This window comes from Saccharopolyspora sp. NPDC047091 (genome assembly GCF_040643635.1).
In the GTDB taxonomy this organism is placed as follows: Bacteria; Actinomycetota; Actinomycetes; order Mycobacteriales; family Pseudonocardiaceae; genus Saccharopolyspora_C.
This window is the reverse complement of sequence record NZ_JBEYUS010000004.1, coordinates 104163-124105: the sequence shown is the minus strand read 5'-3', so window position 1 is coordinate 124105 and position 19943 is coordinate 104163. Positions and strand designations below refer to the sequence as shown.

1 protein-coding gene is annotated in these 19943 nt (G+C 71.2%); it reads left to right on the top strand.

What is annotated here, in order from left to right; translation table 11 throughout:
• Nucleotides 1–182 precede the first annotated feature (182 nt).
• A complete protein-coding gene (locus ABZ805_RS03655; RefSeq protein ID WP_358433874.1) occupies nucleotides 183–19928 on the top strand; it encodes a DnaJ domain-containing protein in 19746 nt (6581 codons plus the stop codon).
• Nucleotides 19929–19943: the final 15 nt, after the last annotated feature.

The window sequence follows — 19943 nt, the reverse complement described above, 5'->3', positions numbered from 1 at the left end:
AGGCGAAGGCGGAGGCGAAGGCCAGGGAGGACGCGAAGGCGAAGGCGGAGGCGAAGGCCAGGGAGGACGCGAAGGCGAAGGCGGAGGCGAAGGCCAGGGAGGACGCGAAGGCGAAGGCGGAGGCGAAGGCCAAGGAAGACGCGAAGGCCAAGGAGGAGTCCGAGCAGAAGGCTCGACCCGGGCTGAAGGCCGACCTCTCGTCGACCAAGGATCACTACGCCGTACTGGGCGCCGCTCGCGGTGAGGACATCGCGGACATCAGGAAGAAGTGGCGCAAGCTGCTGATCGCGAACCACCCGGACAAGAACCTCGACAACAAGGAGATGGCGCAGGCCAACACGGTCAGGATCAACGCTGCCTGGAAAGTGTTGTCGGACCCCGAGCAGCGTCAGCAGTACGACGACCGGCTCAGGATGGAAGAGGAGTACGCCAGGTACGCCCGCGCCGCGTACGGCGACGCCGCCGGGCCGTCGTCCGAGCGACCTGAGCGCCGGCACACCGGGCCGACGGCGGAGTCCGAGCCGGACAGTCGTCGAGAGCGCCCGCACCGCAGCCACACCGAACCCCAGGAGTTCTCCGGTGGTCGAACCGGGCGTCCGAGCAGCGGGCCGCGCGTCTCGCCCGAAGAGATGGGGCTGGCGCGCGGCCGGTCCCTGTTCACCTCGGAAGGGCGAACTTTCTGGGACACCGTGATGTTCCGGCTGGACAGCGTGTGGCAGCGACCGATCTACAGCCAAGCCCAGTTCGACCCGCGCGGCCAGGTCAAGATCGGCGTCAGCTTCGTGTGGACTCCCAGCCGGATGGCGGACTTCTACACCAGCATCGGCATGCCCCAGATGGACCAGGTGATGCGCACGGCCGAGGCAGAGGACCTGGGTGAGGCACTGCGCCACCGCCGCCACGCCGACCTCGTGTGGCCGTCGTGGGGGGAGCAGGGAAAGCGGTACCCGATCGTCAGTGACGTGCTGACCGCGGACGGGGCGCGCTTCCAGCTCCCGCCCGGAGCGGTGTACCTGCAGGGCAAGGCGCTCGACAAGCCGATGGAGGTCCGTGCGGACGGTGCCGCCCTCGCCCTCGTCAACCTGCACTCCACGCATTTCCAGGAGGCCTACGCGCTGAACCGGCGGGGCTCGTTGTTCGCCATGGCGTGCGGTCTGACCCAGAACCAGCACTCGTTCCGGTTCATGCGCGAGTTCCGCCGGGCCGGGTACGCGAATCCGGCGCACTTCCCCCGGGACGTTCTGGGCCTGTACATCACTCCTAACGAGGAGCACCTCGTGCTCGGCGTCTCGGGGAACGCGGGCATTCGGAGCTATCCGGGGGGCAGCCTCTCGACGAGGCGGATTCCGACCTCGGTGTCGGACCGCTACCTCTACAGCCCGGACGAGCTGGACCAGATCAGGCTCGAGTCGCGGATGACTTCCCCGGAGGATCTGCCACCGCGCCCGCCGACCGAGCACCGCGGCCCGGACGAGCAGCCGGGACGAGTCGATTCGCGGGCTGCGGAGCGAGAATCCACCGGCCCGGACGAGCGGATCCGCTCGCGGGCACAGGCGGCGCTGCTGAACTTCGACCCGCCGGGCGCGTCCCGTGGTGGCCGGTCGACGACGCCGGCGGGAACGGGCGGCCATCGGCCGGAGACCCCGCTGGGCATGGGCGGTGCCGAGGCGCACGAGCTGACGACGTACCCGACGCTGCGGCCCGTCGAATCGGAGGCCGCCGGTGCGGACTCGCCGCGATCCGGCGGCGCGCACGGCGTCACCGGGCGCGGCGCGGGACGGGGTGGTCTGGAGACGATCCCCGAGGAGCCCGCCGACGCCACCGAGCCGGCCATCGCCGAGCAGGAGCGCACCGAGGAGGTCTCGTCCGAGCAGGACTCGGTGGTCGACCGCGCACTGCGGGAACGGCCGGAGGTCGACGGCGAGATCGACGGCACCCGCATCCGGGCGAAGATCAAGGACCTGGTGCGCGACCCGAAGCCGGGCAACACCGAGTTGGACGAGCGCGTCGACATCGCCTTCTCGGACCAGAACCTCAAGGACGGATTCCGCGCGGGCCTCGAAGGTCTGCACATCGTCGACCTCGGGGACAAACCCGGACGGGGCCCGCGCGTGGTGCTGGACGTGACCGAGCTGTCCGAGCCGGAGGACCAGCTGCCGGGCACCGGCGACGTGCGGACCTCCGGCGGCCGGGAGCGGGTGCTGCACCAGGTCTCCAGCAGCAGGGCCAAGGCGCGCGCCGAATCCGCAGGGGTCCGGGTGCCGACGCCGTTCGTGGCGGTGTCGGGGAAGCTCGCCGGAGCCGCTCACCAGCGCGAGTCCAGCATGAGCTCCGCCGCGAAGCGCGGTACGTCGACCGAACTCACCGAACCGCACCTGCCGGTGGCCGCCACCCGGCACCAGGCCCGCTACCGGATCTCCGTCACCTCCGCGGGACGTCGTCCGCAGCGCTACTCCAGCGATGCGGTGGCGGACCTGCGGCTGAAGTGGCCCCTGCGCTCGGAACTGAACCCCGAGGGCGGCCTGCGGATGGGGAGCCCGGAGGCGATCGAGCACGTCGACTTCTCCGGCGCCGGCGGCATCTACCGGGCGGTGCGCGACAAGCTCGGCGGCGACTTCTCCCCGAACGACGCGGCGGAGCTCGATTTCCGCACCATGCTCGCCGAACTCGGCGCTGAGGGCAGGTCGCTGCTCAGCGGTGAGGTGCTGCGCAAGACCTTCGACTTCGCCAATGCCGGCAAGCCCGTCGACGTCCTCATCGGTGTCGCCGATCTCCGGCCGCTGCGGGCCACCACCGCCCAGGCGAAGCTCACCCGCACTGAGCTGACCGGTGGGGAGATCTCCTCCGGCGAGGCGATCACCTTCCGGCACGGCGGCGGTGGCGGCATCGCGGGCGGCGATGTCACCGGTGTCACCGGGCTGCTGTTCGGCCCGCAGGGCGAGGACGTCCGGAACAAGATCCACAACGGTTCGGCGGTCGCCGGGCACGAGCACGTGACCACGGAGAACTACGAGGGCCCGCTCGACGAGCTGCTGGCGAACCTGACCTACGTGGTCGACGTCCTGCCCCGGAACGCCCGCGCCACGTCGGGTGAGCCCGCCTTGGTCGAGGGGACGGTCACCAGCAGGCTCAAGCCGCACAACGCCGAACAGCACGGGTGGACCAACAGCGTCGCCGCCGCGCCGGTCGAGCTCCCCGCCCGCGAAGCCGACGCCGGGCAGGCCCGCAACGCCCCGGACCGGGTGGACGCGGTGCACCGCTTGCCGAAGGCCACGGTCGACGCGCTCGTGGGCCCCGCGCTGTCCGAACTGGCCGTCCGGGGGCACGTGGCCGCACGTGAGTTGCCGCGGACCGCGCAGCGGATGCGGCGCTTCGTCCAGGACCACGCGAGGGAGATCACCCGCGGAGACGGCGTGCGGTTCCCGCTCAGCGCGTTGTACGAGGACGCGCCGGACGTGTTCTTCCACGGGAACATGGACCTGGATCGGGCGGAACTCGCCGCGGATGAGCCCGGAAAGACCATCGGCGGCAAGCTCGTCTCCACCTACCAGCGCGTCACGGGGCAGACCAAGGACCGGACCCGCGCGGGCGGGATCGGCGGAATGGGCTACGCCGACATCTTCTGGCCCGGCCTCACCGGGCTGACCTTGGACCACACCAACACCGCCGGGGACACCATCGCGCGCAAGGTCGCCCACGAGCAGTCGTTCACCGGGAAGGGACAGGTCCGGCGGTACGCGTACCCGGCCGAGTTCACCACGCGCCTCGGTGGCACCTGGTCGAATCCCGGTACGGCGTTGCCCGGCGTCACCGGTGAAGTCCACGTGGCGGCCGCGGACTCGCCGGGCACCGCGCTCGGGGAACCCGGCGGGGAAACCGAGCCGGACCAGGCCTGGCAGGACGGTCCCGCGGGGCACCGCGGGCGCGACGGTGACCTGCCCGCCGGTTTCGAGCTGGATTCGCTGGCTCCGGTGCCCGGCTTGCGGCGGACCACGGCGAACATGCTGGGCGGAATTCCCTTCCACCGGTGGCGGGAAGCGTTGAAGCGACCGTTCATCGGACGCGCGCCCGCCAAGTTCGACGAGCACCACGGGCACTGGCTGCGCAGCAACGCGGGCCGGTCGAACGACCCGGGTGAAGGCGTGCTGAACGAGCGCAACGCCGGTCTGGGCGGGCTGGAGGTGTTCAGCTCACCGGAAGAGCGGATGGCCGGTTTCGCCGGGGCGGTGCTGCTCGGAGACCGCCGCGAGCTCAAGACCCACAACCGCGGCGGAGTCGCGGGCAGCCGGGAGCTGCACGCGGACATCTCGCTGCGGACGCGGTTGAGCAATCCGACTCCGATCCGGATCGATGAGCACCACTGGTTCACCGACAAGAGCAATTCGGAGACCGACCGCGCCGTCAACCTGGAGAAGTCCCTCATGGGCAAGCTCCGGGCCGGGGCGTTCGCCGTCCTCCCGGTGAACAAGGAGTCCGGGATGGGCGCCGGGCTGGGCGGCGAGCTCGCGTACACCCGCGGCTCCGGCACGGCCGAATCCCGCAACGCCAAGAGCACCGAGGCGGCGGGTCACTACGAGCGCGGCTACCTGATCCGCTACGACGGTGAGCACACCGCGCACACCTCGGTGCGGCGGCGCTGGGAAAGCCTGCTGCGCAGGCTGCACGACGGAACCCCGGTGCACGCGACGAAATCGCTCCGGCAAGCCGGCTACGCCACGGTGTGGGTTCCGGCCGGCGAGATCGACCAGGTCGGCCGGCTCGCCGAAGCCGACATCGCGAACCTGCGACCGGAGGACGCCGAACGGTACCGCTGGGCCCACGGACCGGATGCCGCGGTGGACGAGACACCGGCCGTTGCGCCTTCGGGCGGGGAAGCGCGGTCGCAGCAGGACGAGCCCCGGGATGTCGAGCCGGCCCCCGCCGTCCGGCCACCCGACGACGTCGGACGCGGCAAGGGCGTCATCGCCGCGCACCGGTTGAAGGCGGGCGGCGAGCTGGCCGAGGGGATCACCGAGCAGCTGGCCCGCCGGTCGCGCGCGAACGGGCAGTCGACCAGCATGCGGTCGCAGACCCTGTCCGCCGTGCTGCGGGCGCTGCGCGGGGCGCGGGCGTCGATCGATCCACCGGCGGCGCAGCGCTTGTTCGACTCGCTCAACGAGCGCATGATGCGGGACTCGGTGTGGCCGGTGCTCGGTTCGCGCAAGGGCGACCCGGTGCTGCGGGAGATCGTCAACGGCGGGTGGCCGCTGCTGGTGGTCACCGACCAGCCCTTCGGCCGCGTCGAGCAGCTCGTAGTGGTGCGCGGCACCCCGCGCGGAGGACGTTTCCACCAGACGATCGGGCAGCCCGCGGACCCCGGCAGGCCCGAACGTTCCTCGGAGCACGAGTTCATCCGCCAGTCGCGCCAGTACGACACGCACGGGTTCTTCGGCAGGCTCACCGCCTTGTTCGTCGGCTATCCGCAGGCGACCGGGGCTCCGGCGGGCCTGATCGCCCCCGGCGGCTCGCTCACCTACAACACGGTGAGCCAGCCGGAGCACGTTCTCGAGCACACCACCGGGGCGCTCGCCGACCTGGAGGGCGCGAGCCACCAGTTCGTCCACGACTTGGACCTCGAGATCGACGTCCACCCCTATGCCTCACCCGGCGCCTACCGCAAGCTGCTCCCGGACTGGGTCTCCACGCTGAGCTCCCCGGTGCTGAGCGAGCCGTGGTCGGGCAGCTTCACCGTGCCTGACGCGATCCGGTCGACGGTGCCGGTGCAAGAGACCATCCCGCTCGGTTCTCCCGAACCGGAACCGCTCGCGGAGCAGGCCTTGTCGTTGCGGCACGACCAGCAGCAGCGCGGGCTCCCGCTCGGATTCTCGGCGAACGCGGTCGTGCACGTCGGCCGTTTCGCGGCGCCGCGGCTGCGCGAGGCCGTGAAGAACCTCTTCCTCGGCGGCGATGGGCGGCACCGTCCCCGGCTGCGTCCCGGCGACGCCTACTCCCTGCTGACCGAGGTGCACGTCGACAAGCTGCGCAACAACCTGCCGAGCGCGATGTCGGCGAGCGGGTACCAGGCCGAACTGACCAGCGGCCCCCTCGCCGGGGTGGTGATCAAGGCGGGGCTCACGCAGCGCAAGCTGCACCAGGTGCTGGACGGATCGCTGAAGCCGAGCGAAGCCGAGGAACGGCTCGTGAAGTGGGCGGCGGACCAGGGCCTCGACTGGGGCCCGGCATTCATGCTCCAGTTCCGCGATCCCCAGATCCAGAACTCGACCTACCGGCCCGTCCACCAGCTCGCCGAGCTGGAGAAGCCGGCGGGCCAGTGGAATCGGAAGCAGTCCACCGAGTTGTCGGCGAAGCTCAAGACCGATGCCGCCGAGCACCGGACCATGTACCTGGTCACGGCGGTCGCCCGGTGGCGGGTCGAACCGAGCTACCGGGGCAACGGCAACCCGGCGGAGTGGGAGCACCCGATCAGCACCGGCCGCGACGAGCCGATCCCGCTTCTGGTCGATCGTCAAGGGCTGCTCGACCTCGGTTTCGAGCTCCCGGCCCCGGGCGAGGAGAACCGGGCCGAGGACACCGGCCCCGCGCGGGAGGAGATCCTGCCGCTGCCGGACGGGACGAGCGACCAGGTCACCGGCGAAGAGCCCCCTCCGGAGTCCACTGCGGACCTGCCTGCGCGGCCGAGCGAGCTTCCCGCGGCCGCGGACGGTGCACACGGCGGATCGCCGCGGCGCGATCGCGAGATCGACGTGCGCCTCGACGAGGGACGCGCGCTTCCGCTCGGCATGGACGACCGGGATCTCGACGACGTCGACGACTCGGCGCACGAGCACCGCTGGATGGTGCCCGACGGCGCGGAGGTGGTGCGGCTCGCGCAGGCGCGCGACCCCGAATCACCGCACTACCGGCCGGGTTGGGACCAGCTCACCCCGGTGCAGTCCTGGGCTTTGCTGGCCGCTGAGCTCCGCGGCGCGCGGTTCCACCAGCGCGACCGCAATAGGGCCATCGCGCGCATCCGCAGGCTCAACGAACGAAGTGGGGCGAACTACCCCGACAGCAAGGCGGAACGCGCCGAGATCGCGGCGGCCGCGCACGAGAAGCTCAAGGCCTGGCCCATCGCCAGGAACCTGTTCCCGCTCGGGCTGGTGCCCGACGGCAAGGGTGGGCAGGCCCCGATGATGCGGTTGCTCGCAGAAGGACAGCCCATCCGGAACGCGTGGGAGAGGGGAGTTCTGCGGGACGCCGACGCGAGCCATCGCGCCAAGGTGGAATGGTGGTTCGGCTATTCCTCCGCGCTCCAGCAGGGCGACGACACGTCGGTCGCAGATCCATCGGAGATGCCGCGCTACGCCGCGGTGATCCCGCCGAGCCGGACCGAGGGCACCGCCGTCCAGTGGGGCACGGTCGTGCTGCACTGGAACGACGAAGTCCGTGCTCGCACCACTTTCACGCCAGGGGATACCGGTCTCGCGCTCAGCGATGATTCGGACGCGAACGCGGTCAAGTACACCGACAACGAACACCTGTACACGTTGCTCGCCTACGGCGACGAGGAGTTGTTCCGGCACCTCGTGGCCGAGGCCACCGACTTCCGCTACGACCCCGAGCTGGCGGGTGCGCCGGGGCCGAGCACGCACGATTACCTGGAAGCCCAGATCCACGGTCCGCTGGACTTGTCCGCCGCGGACAAGGTGGTGATCAACTGGGGACGTATCAGTGCCCATGACGGTTTCCAGCCCAGCTCGACCCGTGCCGAAGCCGAACAGCTGGTAGCGGACCTGCGTTCCACGCGGCCGGAACTGACCGTCGAGCTGGGCAAGGAGCTCGGCGCGCCTGGCGAAGCCGATGCGGCAGAGCAGGACCGAGTGCGCCGGTTGTACGGCTTGGCGCCCGACCGGATCCTGGACGAGCACGAGCTGGCGGCGGCACGGGAGCTCGATCGGCTGGCAGGCGGCGGCCCGTTCGCACGGCACGCCGAGCGCCAGGACCTGATTCGGTTGCTGATCGGGGAGGACGCCTCCCGCCCGGACGACGAGGCGGCGACGCGGATGCTCTCGGAGCTCTTCGACGACACCGTTCGGCGCGGCGTCCGAGGTTCTTCGCTCGACGCGGCGCCCGGTGCGGATGCGCAGGCGTCCCCGATGGGTCCGGAGTGGCGGTCGGCTCGGGTGCACGCGGTGTCGGCCGACGGGATGGCGCCGCTGTTCGAGGTGCGTCGTTTCACCTCGGGTGACGAAGAGGTCGTGGCCGCGACGGTGCGGCTGAGCTTGCGGCCCGGTGCGGGGGTCAGCGCTGAGCAGGTGGCCAGGTCGTACCGGTCGTTGCAGGAAGCCGCCGAGCGGCGGGTGAACGCGGCGGGGCAGGAGTTCTCGTCGGGTGCGTTCGCCGGCGCGCGGTTCGTGCTGGACGTGCGGCGCGATGACCGGCCGGGCGGCGCGGCGCACGCCGGGTTCACCGTCGTCGACGGTCCCGCATCGGACGGCCGGTGGTCGGTGGACGGCAGCGGCGACGAGTTGCTCGACGGTGTCCTCCAGCAGCTCGGTGCGCCCCCCGTGCAGGACGGCGCCGACGTGCTCGGTCCTGAGCGGCTTGCGGGGATCGCGTCGTCGGTGGCGGGGTCGTGGCCGATCCATCCGGACCCGCGGCTGCGGGAGGAGCACCCGGCGCACAGCGCGGGCTTCGACGTCGCGGAGTACGACAACGCCCGCGAGCACGCCGCGGTGACCACAGTGGACGCCGACCTGACGCTGCCGTTGCCGATGGAGGACCGTGGTGGGCCGCGCGCGTACTTCGACGTGCGCCGGTTCGAGGTCGGCGGCCTGCCGGTCGTGGAAGGCACGCTGCGGCTGGACCTGGCCCCGGCCGAGGGCGTCACCGCTGAGGAGGTCGATGCGGTGTGGCGGTCGACGGTGTTCGGGATGAACTACCTGGTCAACAGTCAGGGGTTGTTGTTCCCGGCGGGTGGTGAGCTGACCGGTGAGCGCCTGCTGGTGCGGGTCGAGCGTTCCGATGCCGACTCGGCGCATCGCAGGATGGACATCACCGGACCGGGATCGCGGGCGGACGATGGCCGCCTGCCGGTCGGCAAGTCCCCGTTGATCTACGGCCACGAGCTGCTGCACCGCTTCGGTTTCCCGGACGAGCACAAGAGCGAGCGGCGACTGCCCGCAGACCTGCTCCAGCACATCCGGAACCACAAGCAACTGGTGGCCCGGCACATGGCCGACTGGGGCGGTGTCACGCGGCACGCGCACAACACCGGGACCAACGTGATGGGCGGCATCGACGCCCAGGATCTGACGGTGGCGCCACACGTCCCGTCGCGGCAGCTGAGCCGGCTCGACCGGGTGATCTCGGGTGCGCTGGCGTCCCCGACGCCCTACCGGGGCCCGGACCACGAGCCCACCGGCCAGCACGCTCCCGAGCCGAGCCCGGACGACGACCCCGTCACCCGGTTCAAACAGCGCCGCCTCCAGCAGCTGCTCACCGAGGTCAACGACTACCTCGCGATCCGGGAACCGGACAGCACCCACGTCTGGCGCGGTGCGGACGGCCGGGATCGCCGGGGCGGCGAGCCAGAATGGCAGCAGCTGATCGACCGCGGCGAGAAGCTGTTCACGCAGTGGAATGCCGAGCACGCCGCCGGTCGGCCCCGCCGTGAGCCCTACGTGTTGGAGAACCGCGTCGAAACGCTGAAGCGGGAACTCGAGCTGGGGCGCAACGGCACACGCCCGACCCGGAAGATCAGCTATGGGCCGGAACAGGTAGGCCGACCCACGACGCGGAGTCTCAAGCGGCTGATCGCCGACGTGGAGGATCATGCGGAGCGGGCGAAGTCGCGGCTCGACCTGATGGGGGACACGCTCGGCGACATCGGCGCCGGCACCGAACACCGGGGAGTGCACCGGCGCATCCAGCGCGGTTTCCGGCGCCTGTTCACCGAGCTGCACGACTGGCGCGCGGAGGCCGTTTCCGGGCAGCCGATCGACCGCGAGCGGTTCGAGTCGCTGGCGCAGCTCTACCACGGGCTGCTGAACCTGGAGCACGCCTACGAGTCGGAGTTCGAGCAGGTGACCTCTCCGTTGGAGAAGCTGCTCGCGAAGATGGCCGACGTCATGGAGACGGACCTGGACTTCGCTGGGCTGCTGACCGAGTACGACTCGCCCAAGCGCCGGGTGTCGGCGATCCGGCCGTCCAACGCGTTCGACGCGGCGTTGCGGCCGGTGGATCCGTCCGAGCTGCGCTTGCTCGACATGTCCGCGGCGCCCGGCGGGATCCTGTGGCGCACGGACGACGAGCCGCTCTACCGGGAGGACGACCGGGATTACGAGGCCGTCTTCCGGTCCGGGTTGGTGCCGTGGGACGCGTCGGCGCTGCCGCCCTCGCTGAACGCGCATCAGACGACGTTCGACCTGCGCACGTCCTTCGTCTCGCTCAGCAGGGACAAGGACTTCGCGGCCGCGTGGGGCGACAGCCGGTGGAGCGACGAGTACAAGGTGAACCACCGCGAGAGCGACCGCGTCCAGGTGTTCGAGATCGATGCCCCGGGCGGGATCGACCTGGTGGCGTCGATGAACCGGTACGCCATTCCCAAGCAGCAGGAAGTGGACTTCCCCGGTGGCATCCGGCCGGAGTACATCCGCGGTGTCGAGCTGCGCTACGACGACGGCCGGATCGAGTACGTCCCCAACCCGGCCTACCGCGCACGCTCGGCCTCCACGCACCCGTCCTCGTCGGCGCCGGTGATGTCGCGGGAACAGGCACCTGGCTCCGCGCTGGGACGGCCCGGAGTGTCCTATCCCGGCCCGAGCCGGCCGGGGCTGCTCTCCGGCCCGGAGCCGGGCGGTGACCGCCCGCTTCCGCCGGTGGTGCATCGCGGCGAGTTCGAGGTGGAGGACGTGGACGGCGAGCCGCACGTGCGGCTGTACACGGTCGTCTCGGCGCCGCAGCTGCCGCAGCGGGACGTGCTCAGCGACGAGCCGACCGCGGCCTCGCTGGGCGACGTGCAGCAGGACCCGGTGAGCGGGCGGATCCAGGTGTTGTCCTCGCAGGTGGGGCGGCCGTTGTCCGTGATCGCGGGTCGTCCGCTCTCGGCGGTGCAGTTGCTGGCGGCGGCGGAGGACGTGCTGGCGGAGATGCAGCCGTGGCGTTCGGCGAACCCGCCGGTGATCCGGTCGTACCTGGCGCCGCTGAAGTTCGTGCGCGAGCTCAGCCGGGAGGCCGAGGCGCGGGAGGAGTTCCCGCACCAGCACGACGGGCGGACGGTGAACGTGTGGCCGAAGGCGGGGCCGAACCTGTTCACCGTCGCGCCGGAGTCGCTGCCCGATTTCGCGGGTGCGCTGGTGCCGGGCTCGATGGTCACCTACACCTCGGGACTCGGGCAGGAAGGGCTGCTGCGCGGGGACTGGGCGGGTTCGGTCGAGCACGTGGACGGTCTGCGGGACCGGCTCGGCGTGCCGCGCACGGACCGGGAGCTCAACCCGAACTGGCGGGCCTGGCCGACCTTGGACGAGCTGGAGGCCGGTTCCCTCTGGCAGTCCCGCCGCATCGCGCGGGGCCTGCGGCAGCACTACTCGACCTGGCTGGAACTCGTGTCGCCGTCGCAGCGGAAGGCGGCGTCCGAGCTGCGCGCGGGTGACCCCGAGTTACCGCTGGACCGGCGGGCCGAGGAATTGCGGGACTTCCTCGACGAGCACGGGTTCGGTGAAACCCGGTTGGACGACTGCGCCGAGCACCACGGGACCGAGTCGAAGCGTCCGTGCGAACTGGACGACTTCATGCAGCGCACGGTGCGGCCGTGGGCCGATCAGGCCGCGATCGTGGTGGCCCTGGCGGAGGACCACGGCCGGATGCTGGGTGATCTGGGCATCACCGGCAAGGGCGCGGACAACGAGTTCGCCGCCCAGCGTGAGGAACTGCCGCAGGAGCGGGCTCGGCAGCGGGCGGCCGGTGCGGCGATCACCGCGCAATGGCGCGACCAGGTGAGCCCGGATCGGCTCGTCGCGACGGTCGGCGAGCACCTCCCGGAGTTCCTGCACCGGGACGGGCCGCACTTCGGCGGCGAGGACCCGAACGCCCACCGGGAGCGGGTGCGGCACGCCTTGGCGCGGTACCAAGAACTGGCGCGCGACGAGTCGGACTCCGAGCGGGTGATCCCGGTGGACGCGGTGGTCAAGGCGATCCTGTTCCGCGGCCTCGCCTCCGACAGCGCCCAACGGCAGCAGGCCGCCCGCTACGAGCAGTACGCGGACGAGTTCCCACCCCTGGAGAACTTCGCCGACGGCACACCTCCGGACCACGACGACGAGCAGGAACTCGTCCAGAACGAAGCCGCGGAGCAGCAGCGGCGGCTCGACGTGGTCCCGGGCAACGCGGTGGCGGCCGAACTCGCCGGGAGCTACGGCGATGTTTTCGCGGAGGGTGCTCTGGAGGCGGCTCGGATGCTGGTGGCGTCCGACCCGTTCGGCCGGTTCCACGCGGGCAAGGCCGGTGCGGACGCGGTGTTCGCCTTCGTCGCGCGCACGGCGTTGCGGCTGACCGGCCGCGACCCGGCCGGATTCGAGGGCGGGCTCCCGGATGACGCGGTGCGCGACGTGCGGCGGCTGTTCGTGGAACTGCACCAGTTGCACCAGGCGGAGCGCGACGCCGGGGACTTCGCGACCGGCCGCCGCGGCGAACCGGTCACCACGTCCCGTGGCCGGCTCTTCGCGTACGGCCCGGATTCGCGGCGCGAACGCGCTGATCTGGAGTCGTTGTTCGCCACGCCGCGGTCCGTGCGCGAGGCTTACGCCCGGCTCTTCCCCGCCCAGCCGCAGAACCGGGCCGAAGAGTCCGCGGGCCGCTCGGCGCCTGGTCCGGCCGCACGGGAGTCCGAGCCGGAGCCGGTACCGGCTCACCGGGAGCGCCCGTTGCTGGACGGGGACTCCGATTCGGACGATTCCGATTCGGACTCCGAGCCCGGTTCGCGGGACCGGGCGCCCGAAGTAGGCGACCCGGAGTTCCGGGCTCGCTACCCGGAGTTCCTGGGCGTGAACGCGGCGCGGTACGCGGGTGGTGCGCCTGGTCATCGGACGAACTGCCACCAGGCGGTGCTGGCGGCGTGGGCGACGCGTGTTCAGGGCGAGCTGGTCACCGCGTCGCCGGCTGCGCCGATCCCGGTGCGGGAGTTCGCGGCGAAGGTGGGCGCGTGGCCGGTTGCGGCGACCGAGAAGCGCGTGGCCGAGCACGTGGCGGCTCAGCGTCCGGGAGCTCTGGGGGTGGTGCTGCTCAACGGTCCGGCGGGGAAGTTGCACGCGGTGCTGGGCGAGCGTGGCGCTGACGGCAGGGCGCTGTTCGCGGATGTCCAGCGCGGGGTGATGGTCGAACCCGCCCCGGACGATGTCGCCGGCTACGTGCCGTTGCCGGGCACGGGTGCGAAGTCGATGGCGGGTGCGCCGCTGCACTCGTCCCGGCTGATCGGGATGCTGAAGTACCCCGTGGGCGAAGGCAGCGGTTCCCGCCCGGGCCAGGACGGCGGTGCCCGCGACGGCGAGAGCAGCTCGCGCGGCGGCAGCGGATCGCGGCTGAGCGGATTCCGGGCGGCGTTCGCACGGGTGCGGGGAAGTGCGGGTGCGAGCTCGCAGGCATCATCACGCCCGGCCCCGGCGAGTGCCGGACCACTCGCTCCGGCCCTCGGCCGTTCGACGTACGGTCAAGCGCGGCTCGCGCGGCTGCTGCACCGGCTGAGCGACGAGGTGGGTCTCGTCGACGGCGCGTACCTCGCTCGTGGCGAACTGGGCGTGCTGCCCTCCTACGCCGACTCCGCGCCCGACTCCGCGCCCGAGTCCGAGTCGTCGGTGCGCCTCCCGGACGCCGAGGTCTCGTGGCGTCCGGTGGCCGCGGATTCGGTCGTCGCGGCTGATCACTTCGCCAGCGAGGCCGCGAACGCCGCGTTCGTGGCGCGCCACTTCCCGGAATTCCTGGGAGTCAACGCGCTCCCTTACGCGCGGCGTGTCTCCGGGCACCGGCGCAATGGAGCGTGGTCGGTGCTCGCCGGTGCGCTGACGGCGGATTTCGGTACATCCGTGCCGGCGCCCTCGGGGGACTTGCTCTCCGTCGAGGAATTCGATCTGCTGCACGGCCAACTCCTGTTGCCGAACCTCATCCAGGCGGCGGAGGCCGTCATCTTCGAGGGCGATCCCGCCCGGCGCGAGACGCTGCGGAACTCGCCGCTGTCCAGGGAACGCGTCCGCGTCGCGCTCGAACACGCGGAAACCGCCGAAGACGCCTTGCTCGACCGGGGCGAGTCGTCCCAGGACTCGACCCAGGCGGACGGATCGATGGCCGCGGAGCTGGAGCGGATCCGCGAGGCGCGGCAGCACCTCACGTTCGCGACCAGGATCATCCGCGGCGTGCCGCCGCATTCGGTGCGAGCCACCTACGACCAGGTGCTGCACAGCATGCGGGAGGACCCGGAGTCGGTGCCGCGCGCCGTCTACCTCCGAGGGAGCAGCGGGACGCTGCATCCCGTGTTGCTCATGAAGAAACCGAGCGAGGACGGCGGGAACGCGTTCTACTTCCTCGACCCGCACACCGGGCTGATGGCGTCGGCGCGCCCGGACAACGTCGTCGGGCACCTGGGCCTGCTTCGCCCGCATTCGGAGCTGTACTCGGGAATGCGGCTGGCCCCGTACCACCAGGTCGGGGCTCCGTCCGGAGCGGGCAGGCGTGCGCTGGTGGATGTGCTGGAGGCGCCCGGCGCGGCGCGCGACGGCGGCGGCGTGCGAGCACTGGGCCGGGACGTCCTCGCGCGGTTGCGCGGCCGCAGCGTGCCGTCGCTTCCGGCGCAGGTCGCACCGCCGGAGTACAGCTCGAGTCCGGGTGATCCGCCTACCTTCGACGTGGCGGCGGCGGCGAACACGGCGTCCTTCGCCCGGCGTTTCCCGCTCTACGCGGGGGTGAACGCGGCGAGGTACGCGCGTGGCGAGGCCGGGTACACGGAGAACTGCGTGCCTTCGGTGCTGGCGGCGTGGGAGTCGAGAGCCACCGGTGCGACGGTGACCGCGGGGCCGAGCCATGCGTGGTCGGTGGGGGCGCTGCAGGAGCGCCTCGGCGTGCCACCCGTGGCGGCGTCCCACGCGCAGGTGGTCGAGCACGTCGAGAGTCAGGCAGAGGCCGCGTCGGGCGCGATGCTGGTGCGGAGCCCGATGCCGGGCATGCTGCACGTGGTGCTGGCCGAGCGCGATGCGACCGGCGCCGCGGTGTTCCCGGATCCGCAGCGCGGCTCGACGGCCGAGCCGAATCCGGACGACGTGGTCGGATACGTGCCGTTCCCGCGATCGGGTGCGAAGCCGTTGCCGGGTCCCGCGTTGGATCCGAACCTGCTGATCGGGATGCAGCGGAATTCCGGAGCCGGCGGTGGCGCGCGTGTTGGTGAGGGCGGTTCACGGCCGGGCCGTCAGGAGCGGTTCCGGCGATTGCTGAGGAGGTCGGGACTGGGCGAGCCGACCTCGGCCGGTGCGCCGGGCTCGGTGGGCGGAAGCTTCTCGTGGTCCGGGTCCCGGAGGTCGTTGGCCACGTTGCTGGACAGCGCCGTCCGGGGCTCGTCCGGGAACGGGAACCCGGCCGGGTCCGCGCCGTCCATGTCGCCTGTTCACGCGGCGTTGGGGTTACCTCCGCACTATTCCGAGCTGCCGGACAACGGCGAGCCGGTTCGCCCGGACGGCCGGGCGCTCTCTCGGCCTGGGAAGCTGGTGAACTCCGTGCTCACGGCGGCGAGCTTCGCAAACCGGGATGCTGACAGATTCATCAGCCTGAACTACCCGCAGCTGCTCGGTATCAATCCGGGCGGCCGGCGCAAGAACAGCTGCGGCCCGTCGTTGATCGCGACGATGCTGACGCTGGTGGGTGGTGTGACGGTGCACATGGACGCGGAGGGTCCGATGACCGTCGGGTGTCTGCAGCGGCAGGTTCTGGAGTCGCTCGTGCAGCGGTCCCTCGCGGAGTACGAGGCAGCGATCTACGAGGGCAACCCCCGCGAACAGCGCAGTGCCCGCAACCGCTCCGCGGGAGAGCGCATCAATGCCTTGCGAGCGCACGTTCAGGACCGGGCCGAGAGCGGCTATGACTTGACGGATGAGCGGCTGCGCGAACTGGAGGAGATGCCGAGTAGCGAGTCGCAGCGAGTGCTCACCGCGCTGTACAGGGATACCAAGATCGCGCAGGACCGCATCGGCGATTTGCAACGGCTCAACGATCACCCACCGGAGACGGTTTCGGCCTCGTTCGACGAGGTGGTCCCCTACATCCGCCGTTTTCGGGGGATCACACCGGTCTTCCTGCGCGGTTCCAAGGGCATGTTGCACGTCGTTGCCGGGATGATGTCGACGGACGGCGTGGTCATGTTCGTGGACGGTGACCGCGCGACGGTGCCTGATGTCAACCCGGAGAACGTGGTGGGAATGCTGCCGATCAATGGCGACTTCACCGGGCCGCAGCAGCACCCGAGGCTGGATCCGGAGCTGCTGGTCGGGGCACCGGCCGGGCAGGCGGTGCTGTCGGCGCATGACTTCACTCCCGTTGATCCCGCAACCGCGGCGCCGCAGGAGATCCGCGCGGCGGCGCAGGGCGGCGACCCGGTCAGCGCCGGCCACCTGGCCGAGCGCTTCGGGATGAGCAGGCAGCGGGCGCTCGAGCAGATCGGCTCCGTCGCGCACGTGGACGCGCTCGCCGCCGTTCGCGCCGGTCGGCCGCTGAGCCCGGCCGTGCTGGCGGAGAAGTACGGCAGGAACGGTGAGTGGGCGCGGGACGTGGTGTTCCGCGTCGCCGCCGCCGAGTTCGGAGCCGAGTTACGGGCGGCGAGCGCGGAATCCCCGCTGCGCGACGCCGGGTCGCTGCACGAACGGTTCGGAGCGACTGAAAGGCAGAACACCGCACTGCTCGAAGCCGCAGTGGTCGCCGAGCTGCGGGCCGCCGCGGACCTCGGCCGCCCGTACGACCCCGACGACCTGGCCGCCAGGTTCGCCGGTCACTCGCTCCCCGCGAACACGCTCATCGCCATCGCGGGAGCGCTCGACGCGCGTGCGGCCGCCCGCGACGACGGCCCGCACACCCCGGCCGCGCTCGCTTCGAAGTACGGCTTCTCCTCGACCCGCGCGCACGAGCTGATCGGTTTCGCCGCGCTCGCGGACGCGCGGGAGGCCATCGATGGCGGCGGCTCGCACACCGTCGCCGAGCTGGCCGCCCGCTACGGCATGAGCCGCCGCTGGGCGTTCGAGCGGATCGAGGACGCCCGCGACACGTCGGGACTCGTGCAGCCTTGGCCGTTCACCCGGGTTTCCCGGCCGCTGGCGGACGGTCTCGGCACCGTGTCCGCCGCCGCCCGGCGGGCACGTGCGGAGGTGCGCGCCGCCGTGGCGGCGGGGCGGCCGCGTCCCGCGGAGGAGTTGGCGGAGCGCTTCGGCAAACCACGGGCGTGGGCGTTCGACCAGATCGATCAGGTCGCCCACGTCGACGTGATGGAGGCGTCCGGCCGTGGTGAGCAGTACGACACCGAAGCACTGGCCGCCAAGTACGGCATGGACGACCGGTGGGCCGGTCGGCGGATCAGCGACGCGTTCGCGTGGGAGCAAACCAAGAAGAACGCCGCCGTCGCACTGGTCCTGCGGTACGTCGACAGCGGTCGACCGTTCGGACCGGAGGCGGTGGATCAAGTGACCGCCAAGTTCGACCTGCGTCCGGAAACGGCGAGCGACCGGGTCGATGACGCCGCCCAGGACCACGTGATCGCTGCCACCCGGAGCACCGTCCCGTACACGGCGGCGCGACTGGCCGAGCGCTACGCGAGGAGCGAGGACTGGGCCGCGGAGCAGATCACCGCAGCCTTGATCCGCGAAACGCTGTCGCGCTCCCGCCCGGTGCACCACAAGTTCGGATTGAGCCGCGCGGAACAGATGAGCGCGGTGCGGGCCGCGACCAGAACCTTCGCGCTGCGCACTCCGTTCGGCGACCTGCACCGCAGACGGCTCATCAACGCCGATCACCGCGACGGCGGCGTCGATTACGAGCGCGAGCTCGACACCGATGATTCCGGCAGCGACTCCGACGATCTCGTGCACGAGATCCGCGCGACGGATCTCGGCCGTCGCTTCGGACTGGCCGTCGAAAGCGTCGAGCAGCAGATCAACTCGGCGGCGCGCCTGCTCGCCCGTGCGGCGGCGGACGAACACCTGCCCTACTCGGCGAGCGAACTGGGCGAGAGGTTCGGCAAGGATTCCAGGTGGGCCTTCAACCAGATCGGTGCCGCGATGCGTGCCGACGCCGGCGGTGACCGGGTCGAAACCGCCGCCTTGGCCGAGCGCTACGGCGTCAGCGTCGCGGTGGCCGAGCACCATCTCGTCGAGGGTGCTCTCGCCGACGTTCGCGCGGCGGGCGACCGGATCGTGAACACGAACGAGACCGTCCAGGTCGCCACCTGGGAACAGCAGCTGCGCGACTTGGCCTTTCCTCGCACTCTGGACGAGTTGACCGGACCCCTCGGCCTCAGCCGGGAAGAAGGACTGTTCTGGATCGGTGTCGCACAGCTCCTCGATGAGGGCGCGACGTTCTCAGTCGACGTCGCGGCCCGGCAGTACGGGATCGACGAGGCGGAGGCCGAGCACCTGGCGCGGACGCGAGCCGCGTTCGCGGCGATGTACCCGATCCGCGGGGGCCGAGATTGGACGTGGATCCAGGGGGAACTGTCCGACGAAACCGGCCAGACGGAGGAATGGGTCAACGAACGGATGGAGGAGGCGGTCCTCCACGTCCTGCGCGGCGCTGGTACTAGGACGGACGATCGACGGACGTACACCGCCGCTTCGCTGCGCGACCTGGCCAACGTGATGTCCGTGGGCCGCGACTGGCTTCGAGACCGCCTCAACCGCGCGGCGGAGGCTGACCTCGTGCCGAACTTGGCCGGTCCCTCGCCGTATACCGGGGAGAAGCTGGCCCAGCGCTACGGCATGGTCGTCCGGTGGGGTGAAGATCGGATCTCGCGTGCCGCGCGCGATGACGCTCGTGCGGCGGTGCGCGACGGACGCGTTCCGTACACTGTCGAGGCGCTCGCCCGGAGACGTGGCATCGGCCGCGATGTGGCGGAGCGGGCGATCGCCGCTGCCGTGTTCGACGATGCGCATGCCGCGGGTCGGTCGAATGCCGTCGCCGCGTTCGCCCAGCACTACGGTCTCGGAGAGGAAGCGCTGGACCGTCATCGTGCTGCGCTCGCCCGGCTCGACGTGCGCGAGGCGGCGGATCGCGTGCGGCCGATCGGCGACGCGGCGCTGGCCGAGAAGTACGGCAGGAGCCGGTCCTGGGCCGCGGAACAGGTCGACGCCGCCGCCGGCGAGTTCCTGGCCGACGTCGCGGTGGCCTTCCGAACGCCTAGGAACGATGTGGCCGAGATGTTCGGAAGGGACCACGCATGGGAATCGCACGTCCGGCGCGTCGCCGCACGAGCCGATGTGCGGGCGGCGCTGGATCGCGGCACGTGGCGCACCGCGTTCGAACTGCGAAGTCGGTATTTCCTCAGCGCGGCCGATGCCGACCAGGACCTCCAAGCCGTCGTGTTCGACGACGCGCTGGAGGCGATGCGCGGCGGTGCCCGGTACACCGTTGATGACGTGCGCCGAAAGTACGGTCTGCCCGCTTACGAGACGATCGTCCTCATCGACCGGCTCGTGCGCGACCAGATGGACCGGGGTGGCTTCAACTACAGAACGGCGGCCGCACAATTCGGCCTCGGCGAGCAGCAGGTCCGCACCGCGGCGCTCGAACACGCGCGCAACGCGCGAAACGAGTTCGAGACTTTGACGCCGGGAGAGCTCGCCGAGCAGTACGGCCTCAGCCCGCGAGAAGCCGAGAGCCTGCTCGACTACGCCGACAACGTGCCGGACGACTCCGATTTCGATTCGCAGTAGGACCGGTGGTGAGTG